Origin of the sequence: Microtetraspora fusca, from assembly GCF_001570365.1 — a bacterium.
GTDB lineage: Bacteria > Actinomycetota > Actinomycetes > Streptosporangiales > Streptosporangiaceae > Microtetraspora > Microtetraspora fusca.
The window spans coordinates 92580-118373 of the sequence record NZ_BBYK01000063.1 but is presented as its reverse complement, the minus strand read 5'-3'; the positions used below and the strand labels follow the sequence as shown (position 1 = coordinate 118373).

Annotated in this window: 20 protein-coding genes and 3 pseudogenes; 8 read left to right on the top strand and 15 right to left on the bottom strand. The window is 66.5% G+C overall.

Annotated elements, in window-relative coordinates; genetic code table 11:
* Positions 1-15: 15 nt before the first annotated feature.
* The gene (locus tag AWQ68_RS30085) at positions 16-867 is read right to left on the bottom strand and encodes a DUF2637 domain-containing protein (protein ID WP_084464556.1); all 852 of its coding nucleotides are present in this window, start codon (positions 865-867) and stop codon (positions 16-18) included.
* Positions 864-1130: a hypothetical protein gene (locus AWQ68_RS30080; RefSeq protein ID WP_066946692.1), complete on the bottom strand. Its 267-nt coding sequence runs from the start codon at positions 1128-1130 to the stop codon at positions 864-866. The genes AWQ68_RS30085 and AWQ68_RS30080 overlap by 4 nt, the downstream gene beginning before the upstream one ends.
* A 150-nt stretch (positions 1131-1280) precedes the next feature.
* On the opposite strand from AWQ68_RS30080, the gene AWQ68_RS30075 reads away from it, so the two are divergent.
* A complete protein-coding gene (locus AWQ68_RS30075) occupies positions 1281-1718 on the top strand; it encodes a hypothetical protein (protein WP_066946690.1) in 438 nt (145 codons plus the stop codon).
* Positions 1719-2234: 516 nt separating this feature from the next.
* Here the strand turns inward: AWQ68_RS30075 and AWQ68_RS30070 are convergent.
* Positions 2235-3077, bottom strand: coding sequence for an AfsR/SARP family transcriptional regulator (locus AWQ68_RS30070; protein ID WP_169809016.1), 843 nt, complete (start codon positions 3075-3077; stop codon positions 2235-2237).
* 222 nt (positions 3078-3299) lie between these two features.
* On the opposite strand from AWQ68_RS30070, the gene AWQ68_RS45840 reads away from it, so the two are divergent.
* Both AWQ68_RS45840 and AWQ68_RS41420 read left to right on the top strand, forming a co-directional pair.
* Positions 3300-9371, top strand: a complete 6072-nt coding sequence (locus AWQ68_RS45840) for a DNRLRE domain-containing protein (protein ID WP_169809015.1) — start codon at positions 3300-3302, stop codon at positions 9369-9371.
* A gap of 219 nt (positions 9372-9590) precedes the next feature.
* A complete protein-coding gene (locus AWQ68_RS41420; protein ID WP_084464553.1) occupies positions 9591-9863 on the top strand; it encodes a DUF7336 domain-containing protein in 273 nt (90 codons plus the stop codon).
* Between the two features lie 300 nt (positions 9864-10163).
* Here the strand turns inward: AWQ68_RS41420 and AWQ68_RS45320 are convergent, their stop codons facing one another.
* The 5 genes from AWQ68_RS45320 to AWQ68_RS30035 form a co-directional block, all read right to left on the bottom strand.
* Positions 10164-10598 carry an inositol monophosphatase family protein gene (locus AWQ68_RS45320; protein WP_245656207.1) on the bottom strand — a complete coding sequence of 145 codons (435 nt, stop codon included), beginning with the start codon at positions 10596-10598 and terminating at the stop codon, positions 10164-10166.
* A 167-nt stretch (positions 10599-10765) separates the two neighbouring features.
* A complete protein-coding gene (locus AWQ68_RS30055) occupies positions 10766-11275 on the bottom strand; it encodes an HARBI1 family protein (protein ID WP_245656205.1) in 510 nt (169 codons plus the stop codon).
* A 35-nt stretch (positions 11276-11310) separates the two neighbouring features.
* Entirely contained in the window at positions 11311-12156 is an 846-nt protein-coding gene (locus tag AWQ68_RS30050) for an IS3 family transposase (RefSeq protein ID WP_169809014.1), read from the bottom strand.
* 198 nt (positions 12157-12354) lie between these two features.
* Positions 12355-13377 carry an MBL fold metallo-hydrolase gene (locus AWQ68_RS30045; RefSeq protein ID WP_066946682.1) on the bottom strand — a complete coding sequence of 341 codons (1023 nt, stop codon included), beginning with the start codon at positions 13375-13377 and terminating at the stop codon, positions 12355-12357.
* A gap of 1304 nt (positions 13378-14681) precedes the next feature.
* Positions 14682-15656 carry an Lrp/AsnC family transcriptional regulator gene (locus AWQ68_RS30035; protein WP_218007098.1) on the bottom strand — a complete coding sequence of 325 codons (975 nt, stop codon included), beginning with the start codon at positions 15654-15656 and terminating at the stop codon, positions 14682-14684.
* A 130-nt stretch (positions 15657-15786) separates the two neighbouring features.
* On the opposite strand from AWQ68_RS30035, the gene AWQ68_RS30030 reads away from it, so the two are divergent.
* The 3 genes from AWQ68_RS30030 (at position 15787) to AWQ68_RS30020 (ending at position 18759) form a co-directional block, all read left to right on the top strand.
* The gene (locus AWQ68_RS30030) at positions 15787-16821 is read left to right on the top strand and encodes an MDR family NADP-dependent oxidoreductase (protein WP_066946674.1); all 1035 of its coding nucleotides are present in this window, start codon (positions 15787-15789) and stop codon (positions 16819-16821) included.
* 728 nt (positions 16822-17549) lie between these two features.
* Complete coding sequence (locus AWQ68_RS30025) at positions 17550-18401, top strand: alpha/beta hydrolase (RefSeq protein ID WP_169809013.1); 852 nt, start codon at positions 17550-17552, stop codon at positions 18399-18401.
* Between the two features lie 22 nt (positions 18402-18423).
* A complete protein-coding gene (locus AWQ68_RS30020; protein WP_174554165.1) occupies positions 18424-18759 on the top strand; it encodes a Rossmann-fold NAD(P)-binding domain-containing protein in 336 nt (111 codons plus the stop codon).
* 80 nt (positions 18760-18839) lie between these two features.
* On the opposite strand, the gene AWQ68_RS30015 is transcribed toward AWQ68_RS30020, so the two are convergent.
* Positions 18840-19373 carry an aromatic-ring hydroxylase C-terminal domain-containing protein gene (locus AWQ68_RS30015; protein ID WP_066946669.1) on the bottom strand — a complete coding sequence of 178 codons (534 nt, stop codon included), beginning with the start codon at positions 19371-19373 and terminating at the stop codon, positions 18840-18842.
* A gap of 102 nt (positions 19374-19475) precedes the next feature.
* Here AWQ68_RS30015 and AWQ68_RS30010 point away from each other — a divergent pair.
* Together AWQ68_RS30010 and bioD are read left to right on the top strand one after the other, a co-directional pair.
* Positions 19476-20323, top strand: a pseudogene (locus AWQ68_RS30010) (aminotransferase class III-fold pyridoxal phosphate-dependent enzyme); the annotation flags it as partial.
* Positions 20324-20344: 21 nt separating this feature from the next.
* A pseudogene (bioD, locus tag AWQ68_RS41410) lies at positions 20345-21048 on the top strand (ATP-dependent dethiobiotin synthetase BioD); the annotation flags it as partial.
* Between the two features lie 214 nt (positions 21049-21262).
* On the opposite strand, the gene AWQ68_RS42895 reads toward bioD, so the two are convergent.
* The 6 genes and pseudogenes from AWQ68_RS42895 to AWQ68_RS29985 form a co-directional block, all read right to left on the bottom strand.
* Positions 21263-21493 carry a M20/M25/M40 family metallo-hydrolase gene (locus AWQ68_RS42895; RefSeq protein WP_157545893.1) on the bottom strand — a complete coding sequence of 77 codons (231 nt, stop codon included), beginning with the start codon at positions 21491-21493 and terminating at the stop codon, positions 21263-21265.
* A 100-nt stretch (positions 21494-21593) separates the two neighbouring features.
* Positions 21594-22085 (bottom strand): GNAT family N-acetyltransferase, encoded by a 492-nt coding sequence (locus tag AWQ68_RS30000; RefSeq protein WP_157545890.1) that lies wholly within the window; start codon positions 22083-22085, stop codon positions 21594-21596.
* 505 nt (positions 22086-22590) lie between these two features.
* Complete coding sequence (locus AWQ68_RS29995) at positions 22591-23430, bottom strand: IS5 family transposase (RefSeq protein ID WP_066946661.1); 840 nt, start codon at positions 23428-23430, stop codon at positions 22591-22593.
* Positions 23431-23661: 231 nt separating this feature from the next.
* Positions 23662-23805, bottom strand: a pseudogene (locus AWQ68_RS45315) (IS5/IS1182 family transposase); the annotation flags it as partial.
* Positions 23806-23808: 3 nt separating this feature from the next.
* Positions 23809-25299 carry a hypothetical protein gene (locus AWQ68_RS29990; RefSeq protein WP_066946658.1) on the bottom strand — a complete coding sequence of 497 codons (1491 nt, stop codon included), beginning with the start codon at positions 25297-25299 and terminating at the stop codon, positions 23809-23811.
* Positions 25296-25724: a hypothetical protein gene (locus tag AWQ68_RS29985; protein WP_066946656.1), complete on the bottom strand. Its 429-nt coding sequence runs from the start codon at positions 25722-25724 to the stop codon at positions 25296-25298. The genes AWQ68_RS29990 and AWQ68_RS29985 overlap by 4 nt, the downstream gene beginning before the upstream one ends.
* Positions 25725-25794: the final 70 nt, after the last annotated feature.

The following is a 25794-nucleotide window of genomic DNA, read 5'->3' as shown; positions in this document are numbered from 1 at the left end:
TGTGCTGCCGGCGGTTCACGCGGGATCGCGGCGGAGGCCGATCGTGGTGGCGAGCCAGCGGAGCCGTTCGTTGGCGATCCGGTGGCCCTGGGCGCGGAGCTGGGCGGCCAGGTCCATCTGGCTGAGCCGTACGCCGCGCTGCTCGGCCTCACCGACGATGGCCTGCGCGGCCTGGATGAGCTGGTCGTCCGCGTCCTGCTGGGGGAGCGGCACGGCTCCTGGCATCGCCGCGCCCGCGAGCTGGAGTCGAATGGCGATGCGCTCGGACAGCGGGGCCTTCCAACGCCACAGCCAGCGGCCGTACATGTTCTGGAGGGCGGAGACCGCTTGGAGGTGGGCGTATTCGAGCTGGAGGCTGCGCGGATAGCTGACGATGTTCCACAGCACCATGCGCCGCCACATCACGCAGCTCGACACCGGGGACAGCAGCCACCGGGAGACGGGCACGCGTTCGCGGCGAGTGTCCGAGGTAAGGCCGATCCAGCGGCGGATGAGGTGGCGGACACCTTCGACGACGGTGACGAAGAGGATGGGCATCGCCGCATGCATCAGGCTGGCTACCAGATCGCCGTCGGCTGCGGCGATGTTGAGGACGACTGTCGCGGCGATGAAGCCCCAGGCCACCCAGCGGAGGACGGGCCAGGAGAGATCGGCGAACTCCATGAGCAGGTCCCAGGCCAGGAGCGCCAGGATGCCGACGTCGATGCCGATGGGGATGATCCACGCGTGGCCGCCGAACCAGGGCTCTGCGAGATTACGGAGAGTGGTGAAGGAGCCGATCCCCCCGAGTATGGCCAGTGCCAGTACGAGCGGTGCGACGGCACAGCTCGCCACGGTAGTGGCGAAGGTGAGATTGCGCGTTGTCATGGCGCTTGGCCGCTGAGCTGGGCCGCCGCCGTCGTGATGCCGGTGTCGTCAGCGGGGGAGAGGATGATGCCCTGACGCGTGACGTAGGCGTAGATGCCTTCGGCACCTGCACAGAAGACCGTCTCGTGGCCGACCTTGAGCGCCCAACGGTGGTCGCGGTAGCGGACAAGCCGGGTGGTACAGCGCCTGCGGTCGAGCTCGTCGCCCAGGCGCTGGAGAAGGCTGTGGCGTGCCCTGATCTCGTCAGGTGCTCGCGTCTGCATGGCTGGCATCGGTACCCTTCGAGCAAGGAAGCGTGACAGCCATCAACCGAAGTTGATGGGATGCGAGCAGGATAGACACGGAGCGTCACCGTCTGTCAACAATGATTGATGCGGGTCGAGCTATATTGCTTAAAGTTGATGAGGCAAGTCATGGCTGACGAGCAGGTGGGTGCGACCAGGTCTCTCGCCAGCAAGATTGAGTGGCTGATCCAGAACCGCTGGCCTGCGGGGAGTCGGCCGCCGAAGAACAACGTGGACGTGGCTGCGGCGATCTCCGATGCGACGGGGGAGGAACTCTCGTCGACCACGATCTGGAAGCTGCGCACCGGACGGTCCGACAACCCGCAGCTCAAGACCCTCAAGGCGCTGTCGACATTCTTCGGCGTGCCGATCGGCTACTTCGGTGACGACGACGAGGCTGACCCGGCCGCCGACCAGATTGCGGCGTCATCGCTGGTCGGCAAGTCAGGGCTGAATCGGGAAGCGTTGCGTGCCCTGGTCGAGATGTCAGACGGAGGCCGCCAGCTGGTCGCCGACTTCATCATCAGCGCCGCCCGCCTAGAACGCGGCCGACGCGAGGGCCGGTAGGGCAAGGCATCTGCGTTGACGTTACGCCCAGGGGACTTCTAATCCGACGGTCGGGGGTTCGAATCCCTCAGGGCGCGCTCATCATCATGGCCCTGACCTGCGGTTTCTCGATTGCGAGGGGCTCCGGTGTGAGCAGCAGGTCCCGGATGGTTGCTCGTTGTTTGCTCGTGTGTACGGACCGGACACGCGATAGATCGTTTAGACCTGCCTCGTCAGGGCAGACCCCACAGACGATCAACGGAAGACCAAACCCGAAGTCCCCTCGGGGGCCGAGGTCGAGCGGTGGTATGCCGCTGATCAAGGATCGATCTCCGCGCACTCTGTCGGGTGACCGCATCGAGCACCTGCGGATAGATAGTCCGAAGGCTTGCTGATCTGCTCACAAGCGTGCTTGTCCGGACTCGGAGATTCCAGGTACGCAAGCCGGCGCGGCTGCCGCAGCCTCATAGCCCCGCGCAACAACTCGATGGCGGCATGGAGCCCGAGAGCGACGATCTCGCCGGCTCGGACGAGAGGCTAACCCTTCGTAATCAGACCCACGCTAGTGGATTGGAGGGTGAGGCTCGGATCCGCTCGGAGAATGCGCTGGTGCAACTCGGTAGCCAGGGCCGTCGGTTGGCATCCTATGTGGGTCATCAGGGTGTCATGGAGGTGCCGGTAGGTCGTTAGAGCCTCTGCCTGGCGGCCGCATCGATAGAGGGCGAGCATGAGCTGGGCGTGCGGGCGCTCGCGCAAGGGGTTTCTGTAGGCAAAGTCTGTCAGGCGTCCAATCAGTTCGGCGTGCCTGCCGAGTGCCAGTCGCACATCGAAAAGATCTTCGGTGGCAGTGAGGCGTTCCTCGTGTAACCGCTGTTGCCAGGCGCGCAGTTCGTCGCCTGTGTCAACGCCATGGAACGCCTCTCCGCGCCACAGGGCAAGTGCTCGGTCGAAGGCGTCGGCTGCACCGGTCAGATCGCTTCGCTCGGCCGCGGTCCTGGCTTGTGCTGCAAGCTTCTCGAAAAGGTAGGCGTCCACACGCTGGGGGCTGATGGAAAGGCAGTAACCGTCCGACCTGGTGCTTATCGGGGATGTGCCTGGTACGGCTGGCATTAACAGGCGTCTGAGCTGGGCGATGTAGGTCCGCAGATTGTTCAACGCGGACCGTGGGGCACGCCCTTGCCATAGGTGCTCTATGAGGTAGTCGGTGGAGACGGCCAGGTTGGCATTGAACAGCAGGAGCGCGAGAAGGTGGCGGTGTTTTCCTCTGACGATCTCCAGGATTTCACCCGTGGCGTCTGCTGCCAGGAACGGTCCAAGCACCTGGAACAGCACTTTCACCTCCGATGAGGCGGACAAACCCCTACATTTGCCCAGCTTCACGGGAAACCTTAGAGGTTGCTGAGAGTCGCGACAAGGGTGAGGGTGGTCCGTCAACTTCTGGCGCTTGCGCGCATAACGGCGTTATGTCCGGAATGTGCGCTCAATATGCACATGATCCTTACGCTGCCATCTGGTGTCCCCTGTGGATCAACGCGTGGAGCTGAGATGACGTTCTTGCCCATCCGGCGGAAGGCCGCTCGAACTCGAACAGTCGCTATGGCGATGGCACCAGTCCTGGTGATCTCCTCACTCGCCGGAGCGGTACCGGCTCAGGCGTCCACGCCGGAACAGGCGCCTCCCAAGACGGAGTACGTGACCGAGCGGCCAGACATGGTGTCGGCCGGCCTGGCCGCGCGTTTGGAGAACCGGCCGATCCTGGTGAGCAGCGAGTCGACCAAGGACTCCAAGACCTGGATCAACCCGGATGGGACCATGTCCACCGATCTCTATGCGGGGCCGATCCAGATCAAGCGTGGCGAGCAGTGGGTGCCGATCGATACCACCTTGGTCGCTGACGGTAGCCGGCTTGTCCCAAAGGCGGCAGAGGCCGACGTGAGCATCTCCGGCGACGGTTCCGGGGCACTGGCGGAGATCGCCGATAACGGTAAAAAGAAGGATCGCCGGTTCGGAGTCCGGTGGGCTGGGAAGCTTGGCAAGCCTGAAGTGACAGGGGATACCGCGACCTGGCGCAATGTCGCGCCAGGCGCGGATCTGATCGTCAAGGCTCAGGCGCGCGGGTTCGTCCACTTCGTGGTCTTCCACCAGAAGCCGACCTCGCCTGTGGAGATCCACCTGCCGGTGGAACTGGCGGGATTGACGTTCACACGGCGTGCCGATCGCCGACTGGAACTCGCCGACGATTCCTCAGGCAAGGTACTCGTATCCGGTCCGCCTCCGCAGATGTGGGACGCAGCTGCGGAGGAGTCACCCGATTCGGGCAAGCGCGCCGAGGTAACCGCGGAAATCCTCAAGGGCAAGAACGGTCCGGAGTTGGTGCTCAAGCCGGATATGGCATTTTTGTCGGACCCGGCCGTGCAGTACCCGGTGACAGTGGACCCGTGGATGGACCTGGCGCTGCAAACTGACACTTTCGTGTCCACTGACTATCCAAACTCGCAGACGAGCGCGACCTGGCTGCACGCGGGCAAGTTCGGGTCCGGAGCCAAGAAAGCCCGTTCCTATCTGCAGTTCAACATGGGCGGGATGGTGCGCAAGCACATCCTGAACGCCGATTTCCGGCTGTGGAACTACAAGTCGAACGACTGTGGCACCGCGGCGGGAACAGGTATCAAGGTCGGCGCGAACGGGTCTCCCTGGACGCCATCGACGTTGACCTTGACGAATATGCCTGGAATGAATCTGACCACCGCAGTGAACTCGACCCAAGCGTACGGGGGAGCGACGTGTGGTGAGGGGTCAATGCTGTGGTCGATCGAGAAGATCGTCCAAGCCTGGTCCGACGACCCGACCACCAACTATGGCATCCAGGTTCGTGCTTCGGATGAGAGTGAGAACACGGACTGGCGGATGTTCCGTTCTTCTGAGAATACGGTCGGCGCGGCCCCTCCGAAGATCACGGTGCAGTGGAACTCCTACCCCACGGTGCCGACATCGCTAGCGCTGACCCCGTCAGCGGGAGGCACCAACGGCGGGTTGTTCGCCACCTCGCTCACCCCCACCTTGCAGGGGCTGGTCGGGGACGGAGAGTGGGACAGCGAGCGGATCGATTTCGAGATCCATCGTGACCCCGCCTACCCCGCCGAGGGATCCGGGCTTGTGTGGTCAGGATCGGTGTCCGGCCTGCAACAAGGTCAGCTCGGTAAGATCACAGTCCCGAGCGGGAAGCTCACCGATGGCAAGCACTACCAGTGGCGTGCCCGCGGCTTCGACGGCACAGACTACTCCCGTTCGTGGTCGGCCTGGCAGTCCTTCGCCGTCGATGTCACCGACCCGGCGGCGCCGAGCGTCACGGTCGCTTCCTACCCGGCGAACGTGTGGTCGGCCAAGCAGAACGCCCCTGTGACCGCGACCCTGTCCACCACGTCCACCGACGGGGCAGGCTACTACTGGGGGCTGGACGACCCCTCCACCCCGAACCTGGCTGCCGACAACGGCGGCGGCGGGCACGCATTGCAGATCTCCCTGGACCCCAAGCAGGGCTGGCACACGCTGTATGTGAAGACCCGCGACATGGCGCTGCGCACCTCGACGGTGACCAGCTACAGCTTCGGCGCCGGAGTGGGCGAGGTGACAAAGCCGCTAGACAGTGACCGAACGCAGGCTGCTGTCACGCTGACCTCCCGCGCCGCCCCGGACCGTACCGGGGTGCGGTATGAGTACAAGGCCGACGTGTCCGAGTCCGGGACTTGGGCGGCCATCCCTCCCGCTCACGTGACGGTGCCCGGTTCACCGACCCCGATCACCTCCTGGCCACAGACCCGCACCAACACCAGCCAGCCATTCACGGACCTGTACTGGGACGTGACCGCGACCATGGCCGCGGCCGGGCGTGGCGACGGGCCGCTCCAACTCCGTGCCTGCTTCACCGCCGGCACCACCGACAACTGCTCCGACCCCATCACCATCACTCTGGAACGGACAGCATTCGGCGCCTCCTACGCCACCCAAAACGTCGGTCCGGGTACGGTGGCGCTTCTGACCGGCGACTACTCAGTCTCCTCCACCGACGTGTCGGCCTTCGGGCTGTCGGTCGGCCGGGCGCTCACCACCCTCGCCCCGGCCGCAGCCAGCGGTGCGGCGGGAATATTCGGCCCAAGCTGGACCGCCAGCCTGCCCGCAGGCAGCTCGCAGGTGTCGGGCATGACCTTCGAGGACCACTCAGACAAGGGATATGTGCTGTTCACCGGGCCGGACGGCGCCGAACTCAACTACACCATCCAGGCCAACGGCACGTTCACCGGCATCTCGGACGCCACCGACGGATCCCAGGTCACCAAAGACTCCGGATCCCAGTTCACCCACACCGGCGCCGACGGCACCAAGACCGTTTTCACCAACACCGGTGGCCAGTGGGGCGTCACCCTGATCGACGAGCCAGGCAACGAGAACACAACCACCTACACCTACGACGCGCAGCGGCGCATCACGCGGATTCTCGCCCCCGTCCCAAATGGGGTGAACTGCTCAGGGGCACTGGTCGCCGGGTGCAAGACTCTCGACCTCACTTACGCGGCTACCACCACTGCGACCGGAGTGGGCTCGGGCTGGGGCGATTACGCTGGGCAGCTCAAGCAGGTCTCCTACACCGCCTACGATCCCGCCACCGCAGGGATGAAGACCACCGTCATGGCCGCCTACGCCTACGACTCCACCGGCCGTCTGCGCACGTTCACCGACCCTCGCACCAACCTCGCCGTCACCTACTCCTACGACAGCAGCGGGCGCCTGACCCAGCTCACCCCGCCCGGACTGGCCGCATGGCGAATCAACTACGACGCATCTGGCCGTCTCGCGGACGTCACCCGGACCAGCCCTCAAGGTGAGCTCACCCAGGCCGTCGCCTACTCCGTCCCGATCGGAGGCACCGGCGCACCTGTCGACCTGAGCCTCGCCCAGTCCGCCCAATGGGGGCAGTCCACTGACCTGCCCCGCATAGGTGCCGAGGTGTTCCCGCCAGCACGCGTGCCAACCAAGGCCGGCGACGGCTCCTACGCGCCTTCCGCCGCGGACTTCCCTTACGGTCAGCTCACCTACCTCGACGTGAACGGCCGCGCCGTCAACACCGCCGCCTTTGGAGCAGGGGCCTGGCAGGTCTCCGCGACCCGATACGACGATCACGGCAACACCGTCTGGGAGATCGGCCCCGGCAACCGCGCCCAGGCGCTCACACCCACCGCCGACACTGACCCGCATGTGGCTGGCCGGACTAGTTCGGCAGAGCGTGCTGACCTGCTGGCCACCGTCACCACCTATAACGATGACGGCAATGTGCTTACCTCCGACAGCCCCGCTCACCGGGTCGCGCTGGCGTCGGGCGCGACGGTGTCGGCCCGCCAACACACTGCGTATACCTACGACGAGGGAAAACCGGGCGACAGCATCGCCTCCGGCCTGGTCACCACGACCAAGACCTCGCCGCTGGTGGTAGACAACGCGGCCAGTCTGACCGCTGCCGACACCCGGTCCGTCAAGACCGGCTACGCCCCGATCATCTCTGGAGATCCGTCCGGCTGGGACCTGGCCCAACCGACCAGCCAGACCACCGTCATGCCGGGCGGGGCCGACATTGTCCAGCGACTACGCTACGACGATGGCGGACGCCAGATCGAGCGGCGCATGCCGTCCTCGGGCGGCTCCGACGCTGGGACGACGGTCACCACGTATTACACGGCCGGGGCCAACAGCGTGGCCGCGTGCGGCAACAAACCCGAATGGGCAGGGCAGGTATGCCGTACCGGACCCGCGGGCCAGCCGTCCGGGCAGCCGCTACCGGTCATCACGACCGCCTACGGTTACCTCGGCAACACCACGATCGTCACCGAGACCGCCGGGAGCGTGGTGCGGACTAGCACCGCCACCTATGACGGGGCGGGTCGTGTCGCCACCGCCTCGCTGAACGTGACCCCCACCTCAGCGGGTGGGACCACGGTGCCTGATGTCACCTACACCTACGACCCCGCGACCGGCTTGCAGACGATGGCCACCGCCGGTGGCGTCAGCGTCAGCACTACATACGACGCACTCGGCCGAGTCACCTCCACCACCGACGCCGACGGCAACATCTCCACCACCGGCTATGACACGGCCGGACGGGTCGCCACTCTAAACGACGGCAAGGGCACCTACACCTATACCTACGACGGCACCGACGCCGCCGGGAGGGTCGAGCGCCGCGGCCTGGTGACCGCGGTCAACACGGGCGGCGCGGGTACGTTCGCCGGGGCGTACACCGCCGACGGTGCCTTGGGTCAGCAGAACCTGCCGGGTGGGCTGACGGCCACCAGCCGCTATGACAACAGCGGCAAGAACGTCGCACTGACCTACGCCAAGAGCGGGACCAAGTGGCTGGACTTCTCCGCCGTTCCCGACGCCGACGGCCGCATCGTCCAGATGGTCAGTGCGCAGGGCAGCCTGGAGAACTACACCTACGACGCCGCTGGGCGGTTGACCAAGGTTGCCGACACCTGGGGCACCCAGTGCACCACCCGGGTGTATGGATTCGACGCGAACACCAACCGCACCAGCCTGACCGCCTACCCGGCCGACTCCGACGGGCTGTGCTCGACCGGCACCACCCCGGTCAGCCAGAGCTACAGCTACGACCAGGCCGACCGGATCACCACCAGCGGCTACACCTACGATGCGTTCGGCCGCACCACCCAAGTGTCCTCCGCGCACGTCTCCGGCAGCGGCAACGTGACGGTGGGCTACTTCGCCAACGACATGGTGGCCTCGCTCACACAGGGCAGTCAGTCCAGCGCGTTCACCCTCGACCCAACTGGACGGATCCGGTCGATGACCACCACCGGCGGCCCGCGCCCCGGCACGGTCACCAACCACTACGCCGATGGCGGCGACAGCCCGTCCTGGATCACCGAGGCCAACGGCACCTGGACCCGCAACATCGCCGGACTCGACGCTCTGGGCGCGATCCAGACAAGCGGCGGCACCACCACGTTGCAGTTGGCCAACCTGCATGGGGACATCGTGGCTACCTGCGACGCCGGCACCGGCGCGACCGGTATCCAGGCCTACTTTGAGCAGACCGAGTACGGCTCACCTCGCCCCGACAACACCACGAACCCCACCCGCTATGCCTGGCTCGGAACCGCCCAACGCTCCTTCGACGCACTGGCCGGCCTCGCCCTCATGGGCGTCCGCCTCTACAATCCAGGAACCGGAAGGTTTCTCCAAGTCGACCCCGTGATTGGCGGCAGCGCTAATGCATACGACTACGCCAATGCTGATCCCATCAACGGCCTTGACCTGAGCGGGAAGTGTTTCTGGGACCTTTGTATTGGCGAGGGTACGCTTATTGTAATAGCGGGAGCTGCAATTCTTGCGGCCGGTACCTACGCATACGCTCAGTGGATCAAGACGCATCCTATAAGTGTTCCAAGTATCAGCTTTGCCAAGTCGAAGAAGTCTGGTAAGGAAGCCGCTACGGACGTCCCGTCATGGGCTAGGGGGAAGTTCGCAAAACCCGGCGAATCGGCCGACAAGGCTGCTGACCGTATTTGGAAAGAGCATTATGGTCGATATCCTACAAAGAAGGAGAAGGGTCCAGGAACCGAATGGAGTAAGATTAAGAAAGGGATCCAGCGTCATCGTTGAACACAGTATCTCTGAGATGGGCCTTAGGCGTAGGGAGAATTAGCGTGATAATCGGATGCGGTCATGCGAGGTCTCGATGTTCGTGGCGCTGCGCCGCTTCGCTCTAGCGCTCCAAGTCAGCCCTAATATCGAAATCGCCAAAGAGATATCTCTTAGGAGGGATATTGGCGGACGGTGGGTCCATGTAGCGGGTCTAGCACGAAGGAGTACCCTGAATACATGAAGGTCTATATTCTGTATCATGTGCATCATGTTGCAGAAGATGAGAACGGAAACGTACGCCATTTTGAAGAGGATGGCTCATTCTCCGCGTTCGAAGAAGAGGGTGATGACATCAAGCTTCTGGGTGTTTACTCTACCGAAGAGCGCGCCGAGCGACGTATGTCTACTGCCCGAGGGTTGCCGGGATTTCGGGAAGAGCCAAACTGTTTTTCGATTGCCGAATATGAGCTAGATGAAGACCAGTGGAAGAGTGGCTTCGTCACTGTCTAGTATTTGGACTTATTGAAAACAGTCCACGCGAGGCGACGAACCGTGTTCCAGCACGCATGATCCGTGGCGTTGAGCAGGCCAGGGCGCTGGTCGTCAGGTCGATAGGGACTACCGTCCGGACGGCATGCGACACCGCCCGCCTCGATCAGCAGCAGGACGCGGGGGCGTGGTCCCAAGGCGGCCGCCGTCCAAGCAGTCGCGGATAGTCCACGCCTGCGCAGCCCGTGCCCGGTCCCAGGGCCGCGAATTGGGGTGCTGCTGCCTCGACCCGTTCCCTCGTCGGAGGATCGAGGAACCTGGTCAGTGCCGCCCCACGTAGCCGCGCAGGATCGGAGGGAACCGGCCCCCGGCGTACCCGGACCCGTTACGCTCGGCGACGTAGACGTCACCCTCGGCCGGGCGCACGATCCACGCTGCGACGGTCTCTCCGCTCCGCACCAGCGCGGCCATCACTGCGTACTCGGGACGGCCTGCAACGAAGTTCGTTCCGTCCAGCGGATCTACCAGCCAAACCGCCGGCGCCTCCAGCAGTGCCATGAGGAGCCCAGGATCGCTGGCGGTGGCCTCCTCACGCAGCCGACGGCTGATCAGCTCCTCGGCCTCATGGTCTGCCACGGTGGCCACCTCGCCAGGCGACTTCTCCGCGATCTCTCCTTTGGCCAGCGTCAGAAACCGGGGCAGGATCACAACCTCCGCGGCCTCGAGCAGTATCCCGGTGGCCTCGTTGATCCACATGGCCACGACGATAGTCCAGGCGTCGCTTGGCGCTCTGGGCCGAGCAGGCAGTGGGCGACGACCGTACTTGACCTGCGAAGAGGGCTACGGCGCTGTCGGAACTCACGGATAATCTGCAGCTCGAAGATCGTCTTATTGTGCTTGAACTGAACGACACTGACGTAATCTCAGCGAATTTCCGGTATGTAGTCGTGTTCGAAATGGGTAAGGACGAGTGCCGCGCGGGCTATGTCGCCGATTCTGCTGGGACTCACGGTGATGTGCTGGAGCGTCCGCCAGCGCCCTTTGAGCAGGGCAAATCCGCGTTCGCCGAGACAGCGCAGGGCGCGTAGGAGCCGGTTGTAGGTGCGGTTGTCCGGGCTGAGGATCTGGTTGTCTTTGGGCTGCTTGATCGGCGTATGAATGCCGATCCCGGCACCTTCGTATCCGCTGTCGGCGAGGGTGGGCAGGCCGGTTGCGGCTGCGGCGTACAGCGCGCCCAGCACGTGTGCGCGGGCGGCGGTGAGGTCGTGTACGGAGCCGGGCTCGACCTCGGCGATCCACAGCGGAAGCCCGCCGGGCGCCGACAGTGCCTGGAGGTTTCCAGCGTGCTGATGGGCCTTACCGGAGTACCAGGCGTCGATGGATCCTCCCTTGACGCTGACGGTCTGCTCGGCGCAGCGATCGACGGGGATCAAGGTGCTGTCAATCCCCTGAAAACGTGGAGACGGTCCTATGCCACAGCGGCCCTCAGCAGGGCCGTTGAGGTGTGCCTCTTCTCGGTCATCTGACGCTCGAATGTGATGGGCGACAGCCCGTCGTTGGCGCTGTGCCTCCTCCTTGTGTTGTAGAAGTCGGTGATCCAGGTTGCGATCTTCACGCGGGCCTCGGCCCGAGTCCGGAAGCGCTGCCGGTGCACGTACTCGACCTTGAGCGTGCTGTTGAACGCCTCGGCCGCGGCGTTGTCGAGAGCGCATCCCACCCGGCCCATCGACTGCACGATGCCGTGCTTGCGGCATTCGGCCTGGTAGCGGGCAGCGGTGTACTCCGACCCTCGGTCGGAGTGAAAAATCACCCCGTCCACATTCCCGCCCCTGGTGGCCACCGCCATCTGCAGTGAAGCGACGGTCAGCGCCGCGTCGTGGTGCTCGGACATGGCGTAGCCGAGCAGCCGGCGAGAGAACAGGTCCTCAACCGTGGCCAGGTACAGCGGCCCTTCATCGGTATCGATCATTGTTCCGTCGCCGACCCACAGCACGCCCGGCGCGACCGCGGTGAACGTGCGGCCGACCAGGTCCGGCGCCGCTCGCCGTTTGCCCTGCCGGGTCAGCGACCGGCGCTTCTTGGGCGGGCGGCCGGCCAGCCCGAGCACGACCATCCGGGCCGCGACCGTGTTCTCCGACACCTTCCAGCCCTCGGCATGCAGGTCCTGCGTGATCCGGGGCGGGCCGTAGGTGCCGCCCGATGCCGCAAACAGGCGCTTGATCTCCTCATCCAGGCGCGCCCGCCGCTGCTCACGCGCCGTCGGGGCGATTTGACCGATGCGGTTCTTCCACTTGTAGAACCACGACTGCGACACCCCCAGCGTGGTCTTCCCCCGCCTCCGTGAGGCTGGCCGAGGAGGAGGCGTCCGCCGCAGAGGGAACGTCGTGACTGCCGCTGGTCGTCGGCTTTCACGCAGGTCACGGCCGCAGGCGGCTTCGAGGCCGCCTGCGGCCGGCGGCCAGGCCCTGTCCGGGTCGTCTTCAGTCTCCTGCTGATGACGGCAAACGTGAAGTCATGGCGCTGGCCGCGTAGGGCAAGTCCAACGTCGGGCTCCACTTCTGGGCACTGCGGCAGGCCACGCGCGGGGAAGCGGCACTCGCAGGGATTCGGCGGTGACTGGCCTGTGCTCGGCGGTCGCATTCAGCTGTCCGTCGCGCAGGACGATGGCGCCGCTGCGGAGCATCGTGTCGACCAGTTCGGCGGCGAGCGTTTCGGGTGTGCTGCCCAGCAGCTGTGCTGCGTCCGTCAGCCAGGCCCGGGCATGCAGGCAGGGTTCGACCTCGGTGATGGAAATCCCGCCGCGGATCATGAGGGCGAAGGCGAAGATTCGGCGTGCGCCGTACCAGACCGCGCCGGCCGGGTCGTCGACGAGGCGCTGTGCGCGGCGCGTCGCGGCTGCGAACGCGGCGCTCGGGTCGGCGGGAACTGGTCCGTGTGCAGGCAGCAGCACTCGGGCCTTGAGGTCGGCCATGCGGTGCAGAGAGGCAAGTGCGGCCAAGGCGGCGTCGGGTCCGTCGAGCGCGAGGTTGACCCAGCCGACGTCGTAGTCCGACAGGGCGTCTCCGACCACCAGCAGTCGTTCCTCGGGCTGCCACAGTGCCAGGTGACCGGGGGTGTGTCCGGGTGTGTGCATGACTTCCCAGTCGGCGTCGCCGAGCTGGACTGTCTGCCGGTCGTGGAGTGGTTCATCGACGGTATAGGGGCTGACCGGCTGGTCGAGGTACTCGGCCAGGCAGCAACCTGGATGTCGCCGGGTGATGGCCTCGGCGTCCCGTGTGCTTGCCGCGATGCCGGCGCCCATGGCCTGCAGTAGCGTGTTGCCCCCGACGTGGTCGGAGTGCCAGTGGGTGTTCACGACGAGGGCCACGCTCCCTGTGTGCGCGCGTGCCCAGGCGGCTGTTTCTTGTGCGTGGCCGACGAACCCGCTGTCTACCAGGGCCGGTTGACGCCCGTGCAGCAGGAGTAGGTTGGCGTCGGGAAAGGGTCTGCGTCGCCAGGTCACCGAGGCCGGGAGCTGCTTGGCACCGCCATCCATGAACGACCTCTTTGTCCGTATGGTAGTTGCCGGCATCACCCTTGGCAGCTGCTGCCGGTGGTTACCTGGCTGTGTGAGATGAGTTGGTGGCCGGCCGAGGAACCCGCTGGACCGAGCCGTCGCCGTCGCAGAACAGACACCCGTCGACTACGTCGAGCACGCGTACACAAAGCGGGCCTGCCAGGCCGCTGCCCTGCGACATCGCCGAGCTGGCCGACTCGCTCGATACCGAATTTGCCCGCCGGCGACGTATCCGGCAGGCATCGGGATGCCGGTTGGCACCTCGTTGAGCCCGAGACGGACCGCCCCCGTCGGCGACGGCCACCGGTAGTCGCACACGCCGGCTGACACGCCTGCGAAGGCGTGTCCGTTGACCACGGCCACTATCGGTGGTGGATAGGTGAGCAGCCGCATGTTCTCGGCCTGCTACTGCTGAGACCAGGACTCGATGGCCGCGCTGGGGTGCCCGCGGAGAGGGTGAAGTGCTCGCCGCGATCAATATGGTCACTCTTCGCGTCCGTCGGTGATGCGGCAGGCTGCGGAGCCAGTTCCGTCGGTCCGGGCCTCAAGGGCACGTAGAACGGCCACCATGTCCTCCCCGCCGTGCCCCGCTCGACGGTCTCGCTGTAGAGGGTGTGACACACGTCGAGGAGCGGAGAAGCCAGGTCGGCCTTGCGGGCGGCCTCCGCGATCAGCCGGTTGTTTTTCAGGACATCCGCGGCGGCCGCCTGGACGGTGAAGTCGCGAGCCAGCAGTTTCGGCGCCTTCACGCGGGAAACAGCGCTGGCCATCGGACCTGCGCCAAGGACGTCCCGCAGTGACTCAGAGCCTGTGAAGACACAACGATCTCGGCGAACCCCGGGAACCGGGCCTCGCAATGCCCAGGTCCGGGGTTCGGTTCTGCCGACCGGACGCAGGCCGGCTCAACCGGCCGTGTGCCCGGCCGGTCGCGTGTCCGGCGCCGGTTCGCGTTCGATGTGGGTGGACAGGCGCGCGATGGCGGCGATCGGGACGAGGAGGGTGAAGCTGATGGCCGCACGGCGGCGGCTACGAGGTCGCCGCGGTGCTGCCCGTGCACCCGGCCGCGCCCCTTACCCTCGATCCGGCTTCCACCACCGACAAGGAGGGCCGTTCATGACGATCCGCGTAATAATCGCCGACGACCAGGCGCGCGCCCGGGACCGCACCGCAGTCGAACAAGGCCGGGGTGTCTGGTTCGAAGATCTGGATGCAGCCCGCCGTGGTCAGGGAGTCGAGTCGCCGATCGGGTCTCTGGTCCCGGGTGGACACCCGGGCGTAGCCGATCAGGGCGCTGCCGGGGTGATCGCGCCGACGCGTTTGACTGTCCGGAGGATCGGCGCGGTTTCCATCGCTCGGACACCGGGAAGGCCGCCGACCTGACCGGCGACGTAGTCGTAGAGGGCGCACACATCCGAGACCACCACAGAGCCCAGGAGGTTGGTGGGGCCGGTGGTGGCGGCCGCGAAGGAGATCTCGGGGTGCTGGGCGAGCGCGTGTCCGGCCGCGGCCAGCTGGGACGGTTCAATGGAGATCCACAGCAGGGCGGTTCCGGTGTAGCCGAGCAGCCGCGTGTCGACATCGAGATCGAAGTACAGGGTCCCGGCTGAGCGCAGGGCCGTGATCCTACGGCGGACCGTGGTCTCGTTCCAACCGGTGGCCCTGGCCAACTGCGCGTGGCTGGCGCGGCCGTCGTGCGCCAGCTCCGCCGCGAGAACGCGGTCGCCGTCGTCCAGGGTGACCGGGGCGGAGTGCGGCGTGCCGGGTGCCGGAGCAGGCGGGGCCAGCTGGGCGGCCTGGTCATCGGTGAGGGCTGAGGCCATTGGCCGCCAGCCGGTCGGGCCGCCGAAGAAGGTGTGCAGGACACAGTGCGCGCTGATGGCGGTGACCGGGCGGGTGGCGGCCAGCCGGTCCAGCAGCAGCGCGTCGCGCTCCTGCTCGCTTTCGGTCCGGACGTTGCACACCACGTCGGTTCCGCCCGAGGCGAGGCGGACCCAGTGGGTGTCGTCGCGCTTGGCGAGCGCGGCGGCGATGGCGGCCGACGAACCAGGTGCGCACTGCAGGCGGATCACCCATTCCACCTGCCCGAGACGGCGGGCGTCCAGCCGGCCGCGGACGTGCAGCACGCCGGTCTGACGCAGACGCCGGTAGCGGCGGGCGACGGTCTGGTCTGACACGCCCAGGACGGCGGCGATCCGGCTGAACGGCGCGCGGCCGTCGAGATGGAGGGCATGAATGAGCTGACGGTCGAGGGAATCCACGTATTCGACTCTAGTGATGTCGAAATCCGGCGCAGATGATCAGCTCGGTGGACCACGGTCCGGGAGTGGGGCCACCGTGGAGGCGGGCTCTCTGCCCGGTGACCACAACGCCTCAACCAGGAGGAACCTGATGTCTGATCTTCCGTCGACCTACCGGGAGGTACGGCTGGCCGCCCGCCCGAACGGACTGCCCGCACCCGAGCACTTCACGATCGCGGAGGTCCCGCTGCCCGGCCCGGTGGCCGGCCAGGTGCTGGTCCGCAACCGCTACTTCCGTGTCACCGCTTCGCTGCGCATGATGATCAGCCAGGGGGCCGAGAAAGTGCAGGGCGTACCGTTCCCCGCGCTGCAGGTCGGCGACACCCTGGCGGGGGAAGCGATCGGCGAGATCGTCTGCGCACCGACCGGCAGCGCGCTACGTGTCGGCGACATGGTCTCCCATTTTCTGGGATGGCGCGAGTACGCCCTGGTGGACGAGACCGCGTGCACGCGGCTGGAACCGACGCTGCCAGAGCCGGTCGCCCACCTTGGGCGTGGAGAGACCGCGTATGCGGCGCTGACGCGGGGAGTGAGCATCATCCCCGGTGACACCGTGTTCATCTCCGCAGGCGGTAGCGCCATCGGTTCGATGGCCGGACAGATCGCCCGCCTGCTGGGCGCCGGCTACGTGATCGGCAGCGCTGTCTCACCGGGCCAGGGCGAACGGCTGGTGCGTGAACTGGGGTACGACGCGGCGGTGATCCGCGACGCCGAGGAGCCCCTGGAGGAGCAACTGGCCAAGGCGGCCCCTGACGGCATCGACGTCTTCCAGGACAATGTCGGCGGCGACCAACTGCGCGCGGCCGTGGCGGCCGCGCGCGAACGGGCGCGGTTCGTCCTGACCGGCGCACTGTCCGGACAACTGTCGCCTCACGGCACCGGCAGGACCGCACCCGTGGAACTGGACTCTTTCCAGATCCTGACCAAGAGGATCACCATGCGGGGCTACAGCGCCGACGACGACCCCGACGCGCATGCCGAGTGGATCCAGCGGTTCGGCGACTGGCTGCGCTCTGGCGACATCGTCTTCCCCCACGTACGCATCCGCGGCATCGACCAGGCACCAGACGCATTGATGCAGGTCATCAAGGGGCGCCATCTGGGCACCGTGGTCGTCGAACTGTAGGAGAAAGCCACAGCGACAGGCGAGCACGATCGGTGGGCTCGACCGGCTGGTCGTCGGCGAGGCGACCACGACCGTGAGCTGCATGGCTTGGCGCTCGCTGAGCGCGGAGGCGAGGCCGCGCCATGTGATGGGGGCCGCCTCGATAGGTGCGCACGCCCAGGTGGGCCGCCGTCTGGTAGGGCGGCGCGACGGTCACGGTACCCGGCGTACGGTTCCCCACGGAGTTACCGGGCGGGGCGCTGCGTGGCGCGGCAGTGGGGGATGTGCCGGCGGCTCGGAGAGGCAGCGGCCTACAGGTTGGCGACATGGTCACGCATCGTCTCGGCCGGCTGCATTGCGCCGCTGTATCGGTCGACGCGTGTCGAGGGGGGCGGATTCGACCGACCCAGTCGTGATCCTGGGCTGCGGCGTACCGTCAACGCAGCCTTGGCCCGTGGCGGCCGGATCCAATCTGGTGACACTGCGTCGAAACGTGATCAAGGATAGGAGGCATCATGCGTCAGAAATCCCTGCGGCGGTGGCGAGCGTTGGCAGCCGCACTGGGAGTGGCCCTGTTGACTGTGCCGGCCACGGCAACTGCGGAAGCAGCCGTGCCGGAACACAAGTCAGCCCTGCATTGTTCGAATCGAGTGCTTGCGGTCCGGCTCCGCGACCCTGGTCCGGCCACCGGCCGCTTGTGGGGGCAGTTGTGCTTCCGAGGCTCTACTGAGCCGGCTACGGTCCAACTGTTGGTGCCCGGCGCGACCTACAACCACGTTTACTGGGACATGCCCTCGGAGCAGAGCCGATATTCGTACGTGGACGCCGCCACCCGGGCGGGTTTTGCGACGTTCAACGTGGACCGGATCGGCACCAGCAACAGCGCACACCCGGCGGGTGAGGAGTTGACGATCGCATTCGGTGCGGTCGCTCTGCACGACGCGATCACTGCGCTGCGATCGGGCGGAGTGGACGGACGCCGGTTCGAGCGGGTGATCTGGGTTGGCCACTCTTACGGATCGCTGCACGGCTGGGAGGAAATCGCCCGCTACCACGATGTGGATGCGGCGATCTTCACCGGTGCGCTGCACGCGTTGAGCCCCTCGGGACTGGCCGCGTTGCGGGCCGCGAGCTATCCCGCGGTCGCTGATCCGAAATTCGCGGGCTCCGGCCTGGATTCCGGATATTTCACGACCAGACCAGGCACCCGTCAGCAGCTGTTCTATGCCAAGTCCACCGCGGATCCGCACGTTGTCGCGGTGGACGAAGCCACCAAGGACACGGTGACGGCCGGGCAATTGGGCGACCTGGACAAGTTGTACGGTCTGCCGCCGGAGGACGCGCCATCACGTCGCGTCACCGTGCCGGTCCTGCTTGTCAACGGTGCCGAGGATGCCGTCTACTGCGCTGATGTCGTCCAGTACGACTGCTCCGATCCGGTATCGGTGGCGCGGTACGAGTCTCGGTACTACGACCCCCGTGCTCACATGAAGGTCCTGATCATTCCTGCCACAGGACACGACCTGGCGCTATCCACAACCGCACCCCTCGTCGATCGCGTCATGATCGGCTGGGCTCGTCGAGTGGCGGCCGGCGGGTGAGAAGGCGTGGATCAGAGCCTCGATGGTGCGGCCCTTTCCAGGTAGCAGGAGGAGCGCGACGCCCGGTCGTGGGCTGCGCAGCATCAGGTTGATCACCGGGGTGCTGGCCAGGGATCAGCTGCGTACTGGGCCCGTGGCCGCGCTGGCCAACGGGGCCGTCGAGGCCTTCGTGCGGGCTGCCGCCGTCGAGCTGACCCAGCGGATCAACGCGGTGAGCCCAACCGTCTTCACTGAGTCCGCCGACCACTACGGCGACCTGTTCGCCGGCTTCGAACCCGTCCCTGTGCGTCGGGCGGCGGGCGGATACGTCCGTTCCATCGAGGGCCACCAAACGGGCCGGATCTGCGAGATCGGCTGAACGTGATCCCGATCTCCCTGGCCGCCAAAGCAGCCAGGGAGATCGTCGGCGGGGCGCCATGGGGTTCGCTGCCGCCGGGGTCAGCTCGTCGTCAGGAGGGTTCGCAGGGCGGTGCGGAGGGCGAGTTCGGGGGTGGCGGGGGCCTCGCGCCAGCGGGCCGCCACGTGGCCGTCGGGGCGGACGAGGACGGCTCCAGTGTCGGATATTCCGTACAGGGCTTGCCAGTCGGTGTCCGTGTCGAAGTCGCCGTCGGCGCCGATGGTGTACGCGGCGACTTCTGGCACAGTGACGCCGGCGCCCGTCCAGAGGGTGCCGCGACGACCGGCGAGGAGGGTCCAGCGGCGGTCGAAGAGGTCGATGGTCGACAGTTGCGCGCCGTCAAGGGCCCGGCGCAGGCGTACGTGGGGCGCGCGGGCGCCGGGGTGGGCTGTGCGGTGGTATTCGGTGACGGTCGACCCTTCCACGGGCGTCCCGTCGTCGATGACCGCGCCGCGCTCGTAGACGTAGCCGAACTGCTGCCCCTGTGTGTGGAATTCCTGCTTGAGCAGCTGGATCCCGGTGGCGAAGCGGTGACGCAGCTCCTCGCCCTCGGGCAGGTCGAATAGCCGCAGCACCTCCCGTCGGGACGGCGCACGGTCACGACCGCGCCGTTGTCCTCGGCTCGGTAGGCCACGACCTCGCTGCCGATGCTCACCTCGGCACAGTCGTGCGCGCTTCGTCTGCTGACGTGGCGCGGCGGGTATCACGGTGACACCTTCCAGGCGATGTCCGTGTGCGACCCCGAGGGGGGATGCACTCGCTGTGGACCGGCGTGCTGCCGCGGCAGGTCTTCGCCGATGCCCCGCCCTCGGGCTTCGACGTCGAGCCCGATCCCACCTACACCGCGCACCTGGCTGAGCTGATCGAACAGCACGCACACGAGGTGGCGGCCGTCATCGTCGAGCCGGTGGTGCAGAACGCGGGCGGTTACCTTCGAGTGCTGCGCGAGTTGTGCGACGCGCACGGGATCCTCCTCGTGTTCGACGAGATCGCCACCGGCTTCGGCAGGACCGGCACGCTGTTCGCCGCCGACTATGCGAACGTCGCACCGGACGTGATGTGCGTGGGCAAAGCACTCACCGGCGGCTATCTCAGCTTGGCAGCCACCATCTGCACGCCCAAGGTGGCACACGGCATCGGGCGCGGTGACTTCCCCGTGCTCGCCCACGGCCCCACGTTCATGGGCAACCCGCTCGCCGCCGCCGTCGCAGGGGCCTCACTCGATCTCCTGGCGCAGGGGGCATGGGAAGGCCAGGTCAAACGGATCGAGACGGGATTGCGATCAGGGCTGGCCCACGCACGCACGCTGAGCGGGGTGAGTGACGTTCGCGTGCTCGGCGCCATCGGTGTCGTCCAGCTCGACCACAAAGTCGACAGGGTCGCCGCCACCCGCGCCGCCGCACAACACGGCGTGTGGATACGCCCCTTCAGGGACCTCGTCTACACCATGCCGCCGTACGTCGTCGACGACGCCGACCTCGGCCGCATCACCACCGCGATGCTCGCGGCGGCCGCGGCCGGCTGACCTCCAGGGAGAGACGTATCCATGTGTGTGCTGATCATCACCGGCACCGAGATCGGCAAGACGGTGGTCACCGCCGCGATAGCATCCCTGGCAGCCGCGGCGGGCCGCCGCGTCGCCGTACTGAAACCGGCTCAGGCCGGCCTGGTCCCAGGCGAGCTCTGCGACGTGGAGGAGGTCGCCCGCTTGGCCGGCCCCGTCACCGGCAGTGTTGAACTCGCCCGATACCCCGAGCCGCTCGCACCAGCCACCGGCGCCCGCAGAAGCGGCCTCCCGCCGGTCCGCCCCGAGAAGCCGCGGCAGAGGCGGCCCGGCTCGCGGAAGGCCACGACCTCGTCCTGGCCGAAGGCGCGGGCGGCCTCCTCGTGCGCTACGACCCGGACGGCGGCACCATCGCCGACCTCCCCGTCGCGCTGCGCGACCTCGGCGTGGACGTCTCCGTCCTGGTCGTCACCACCGCCGGACTGGGCACCCTCAACACCACCGCGCTGACCGTGGAAGCGCTGCGCACCCGCCGGCTTCCCCTGTACGGCCTTGTCATCGGCAGCTGGCCCGCCGCGCCGGACCTGGCCAGCCGCTGCAATCTGACCGACCTCCCAGGCGTCGCGAACGCCCCTCTCCTTGGAGCCCTACCGGAACGCTGCGCAAAACACGATCGGGAAGGGTTCCTCCCGATCGCCCGCGCCTCCCTCGCCCCGGAACTCGGCGGCACGTGGAGCCATGCCGCGTTCCTCGCTAAACATGCCGAAGCCAGTCATTCTCTTCAAAGTGCCCACGCGGTCGAAGAAGCGCCCGAACACTCCAGGCATCGAGTCCGCGCCCGCGGTTTGGATCGCTGGACCGAGCTTGTCTGAAACCAGAACAAGGCTCCGAGCCATCGTCGCCCAGCCGCTTCTCCACTCCTCGACCTGGTCACCAAACCACTCAGCTGTTGTTTGGATGTCACGTCCGGCTCAGCGCAGCTGCTGCCGACACGAGGACCTTGGCACAGGCAACGGTGTCGGCGATGCTCACCCATTCGACGTCCGCGTGGGCACCCTCGCCGGAGGGGCCGAAGAGAACTGTCGGGATGCCGAGTGAAGAAATGAAGGCGGAGTCGGCTGAGGGGCCCCACGTTCTCCGGACGGCTTCGTCCTTGAACTCCTGGCTGAATCGTCGGTTGCGCCCCGTCACAGCCTTCCCTTCCGTGCTTCCTCAACCGTAGTTGGGGACCTGTCCGGAAGATGCGGGGCACCTCACGGGGGCGTGCGGACGTGGGCGCGGACACCGTTGATCACCGTGGGTCGCGTGGACGCCCGACCTCGTCTCGGCTGCCCAGCCGGGCGCTTGGGCACAGGTAGAACAGTTCGGGATCGCCTTCGTCCAAGCCATGGACCAGGCCGACCGGGGTCCAGCCGGCACGCTGCAGCAGACGCTGCATGGGATGGTTCGAGACATTGGTCGAGGTGAATAGCTTCAGGGTGGTGCATGTTTCTTCGGTGGCTTTGAGGAGGTATGTGGCCACGCGCTGTCGGCGGGCGGTGGCCGCGACCGTCAGCATGGTGACGAAGCCCTGCTCGAAGAAGGTGTACTCCAGCACGCTGTAGCCCAAGGGGCCGGAGGCATCCTCGGCCATGAGGACAAGGCCTTGTTCGCACCAGCGTTGGATGCTCTCGCGTCGCGCATGGTCGCCCGATGCCGCGATGGAGTCGATCCCGGCCAGTCCGGCCCAGTCCGAAGCGTTCGCGCGGCGCGTCACCACCCCACTGGGGCTCTCGAAGTCCATGGAGTGCATCGTGCCAACTGCCTGCGGAATGCTCACCTTGGGGTTCGGCGGGGCTTGCTGCCCTTTGGGGGCCGCGTCGCCTGGCTCCCGCGCTGGGCCAGGCGCCAGCCTGCCAGCTCCAGAAGGTCGGGCCACGGATGTAGCCCTCTGGTAGGACCCGGTGCCCGCCTCTCGTGAGCTCGTCGGGCCGTGTTCTTGGGGCGTTGGCGATATCGGCGGACTGGTGGACCGCCCAGCCCAGGTCGGGCCACAGCCAAGGTCGCGGCCTCGCCGTCGGGGACGGGGCTTCTTCCTCATGTTCTCCATGACGGACATCCTTCCGGGGGTGAACCCCTGATCTCGGGTGTCCGTCAAGCCGAATCAAGCCCAGTCCTGGATGAGGAGAAGACGCGGGGCCACCGCCCTCGTGGGCAATCGCACCACGCTGCATGGACGGCAGGCCCTTCTCCGTAGACATCAGAGGTCCTGCGCGTTCTTAGAGGGCGTTTGATTTGAACTTTTCGTCCTAGTACGTCCGTCTCCAGGTTGGTGTGGTTTCGCCGGTTACGCGCTTGCTGACGTTGTCGATCATCGCAATGTGGATCATGGCTTCGGAGCTTGCGGGCAACGTCTCGTAATCGCGGGCGAGCCTGCGGTGCAGCATCAGCCATCCAAGGGTGCGTTCGATGACCCAGCGGCGTTTCAGCACGTGGAAGCCCTTGACGTCGGAATTGCGGGGGACGATCTCGGCGTCGATGCCCAGGGCTGCGGCATGCTCGGCGAACTGGGTCTTGAAGCCGGCGTCGACCCAGGTCTTGGTAATCGTGGGATGGGCGGCTTTGGCCTGGTCAAGCACTCGGGTTCCGGCGTGGTTCTCCGAGACCGAGGCGGCGCAGACGGTCACCGCCAGGAGCAGGCCAAGCGCGTCGGTGGCGACGCCGCGTTTTCGTCCGACGATCTTCTTAGCGGCATCCGTCCCCTGCGTGGTGGTGGGCGGGTTGGCGGAGGTCTTCACGCTCTGGGTGTCGATGACGGCCGCGGTCTGCTCGGCGGCGCGTCCGGCCTTGACGCGGGCCAGACCGGTCAACTCGTAGTTGAGCTGCGTGAAGATGCCCTCATCACGCCAGGCGGCGTAGTAGGAGTAGACCGTGGGGTGTGGCGGGAAGTCGTGCGGCAGGTACTTCCAGGCGATCCCCGTCCGGTTCACATACAAGATCGCGTCGAAGATGTCCCGCAGGTCGGTGCGGGCCGCCTGTCCGGTCGGGCGCCGCTCGAGCCGGGCTTGGCGCCAAGCGGCCAGGGTGGGTTCGATCAGCGCCCAGCGGGCGTCGGAGATGTCGGCGGGGTACGCGCGTCGGGGGGTCATGCATCGACCCCTACTCCTCGTGCGCCGCGACACCCAACATCAGCCGAACACGGCGTGTCTCCTGCGAAGCTACGCCAGACGGAATCCGGTCACCCTCACCTCACGAAATGGACACAGACCCGAGCGCGCCTTGGTTCCCGGATAAGCGGATATCACGCATGTCGTACAAATCAACCAGCAGACATAGGCGACTTCAGCTCACGAGACGCACGAAAACGCCCTCTTGCAGTGCTAACGCGATGAGTTGGGGTGGCGCCAGCAGATCAGGGCGCAGCCGTGGCCGAGGAAGGCCTGGTGGATGTCTACTCGCATCTCCCAGCGGATCGGAAGCCGTCGGAAGAAGTGATGCAGCAGAGCGAAGACCTGCTCGACAACCGATTATCCGTTTTGTGTGGAATGACTTGCCCTTCGAACGTGTGGTGTTGGCGATAGGCCGCTGAGGACGGCCCCCTTGGAGGCCATAGTGAGGTCGAGGTGGGATTCGGAGACGGCGTCGCGGGTGCTGAGCCATTCCAGCCATAGCCGTGTGCCTTCCCGCTCGCGCAGGGTGTGACAGGAGTGGGCGGCCGGATCCCGGCGCATCTCCAGCAGATCGACCTCATGCCACAGTTCAGGCCGCTGGCCCGGATCAGCCGCGTGGAAAAGAGCTTCGCTGAGGGCCCAGGAAGAGCGGACTCGTGAAGAGGTCAGCCATCCGTAGGCTTGCACCAGGTCTTCGGGGAGTCGCTCGGCTCGCATGGCCCGCGTCACGTCGCGACGGTCATGTTCGGCGATGACGGTGAGCGCCTCGAAGACGCGCAGCACCGATCGGAGGGCCGGCACCATGTCTCGCGCGGTCGGCGCGATCATTTCGGGGGACTTTATCGGCACTGCGTTACGCCGAGCAGGGGTCCACAACGGGTCGGTGTAGAGCAGACGGCCGAGGCGAACGACTACCTGGTCCAGGTGCTGCTGACGCGCTGACCTGGTGGCGGTCCTTGCAGGAAGGCGTCCTTCCCACGCCTGCCGTACGCCTTTCCACATGGCATTCATGCCGTCGATGCCATTGGTGCCGCGTTGGAGTGCCTTCCCCAGGGCGTGGTTCCGGTCGGGATTCAGCTCGTACGAGCGGCGGGTGAGCCCGGTGAGAAGCTTTGTCCCGATGTGGGTGATGATCGAGGCGGCGAGGGCCGTACGCTGCCACTCCCGCTGGCCGAGCTCGGTGTCGAGGTGGCAGAGGGTACGCAGTGCGTCGGTGTCAGCGGTGATGCCCGCACGCAGCTCGTCGGGTGTCTCTGGCTGGTGGGGGAGTGGCTGGACCGGGCCGGGTCGATTGAGGGGAATCTCTCGTAGAGCCGTTGAACCGTCCAGCGTGGAGGCCCTGATGAGCATGGGTGAGCTGAGCAGGCCTGAGGCGAAGCGGGCGTCGGCGGCGTGGGCGAGCGCCGTACGGTCCAGGATGGCGGACAACGCAAGCGCGTGACTGGCCACTTCCCGCACGAGCCGGTCGCGGACATGCTGACTGGTGATAACGGTGGTCCACTCGGAGCGCGTTGCGGTTCGGTCCGCGCTGAAGTGTGTGGCGAGGATGTCTCCCGCGGCTCCCCAGGCCGTCGCAGCGGCCGACAGGTGCATCGGGAGCGGATGCGAGGCGGCCGCGTGGTTCGGCTCCCACCGGGCGAGCAGGTGAGAGGCTTCGCGGATCGGACGAGCCACCTCGTCGGCACGGGCAAAGTCGCGGGCGCAGCGCGCCAGCGTCGCGGTGAGGGACCGCGCGGTGTTGAAGACCCCTGCGGAAACGGTCACATCGATGTCATGACGTGCGTGCAGCTCGGCGATCTCCATGTGTGCCTGAGCGCCGTCGATGAGGTCGCCGAAGGTGACGGTCATGCCGCTGTCAGGTCCCGGATCCGGCCAGCGTTCGCCGCGGCGTTGAGCAGGGCGAGCTTCGAGGCCGGCTCGGGGTACCGCTTGACGACGCCAAGCAGCAGCTCGCACGTCAGGGCGGCGAGTCTGTTGACCCCATCGAGGTCGACGAGATGGCCGCCGTCGTCCTCGATCTCCGACTGCTCGGTCCAGGTGGCGATGAGGCTGGATACGTCTCGTTCATCGATCTGCGCGCTGAGTTCGGCAAGTCCCTCGATGGCTTCTTGCCCCGCATACGCGTAGCAGGCGTGCAGCTCGGGTGGGCAGCTGTCCTCCTTCGCTTTCAGGGTCGCGGCGATGATGGCGAACGTGTCCGCCGCCGCGGCGGTGACCGACGAGCGGTCGGCGTAACGCAGGCTGTTGAGGCCGTCGTAGTAGTGGTCGAACATGTCTCTCTCCTTCCGCTGCTGACGATGCTGGTGGCGTTCACCGCCTGTACCTGTCGCAGAACGCGGTTCT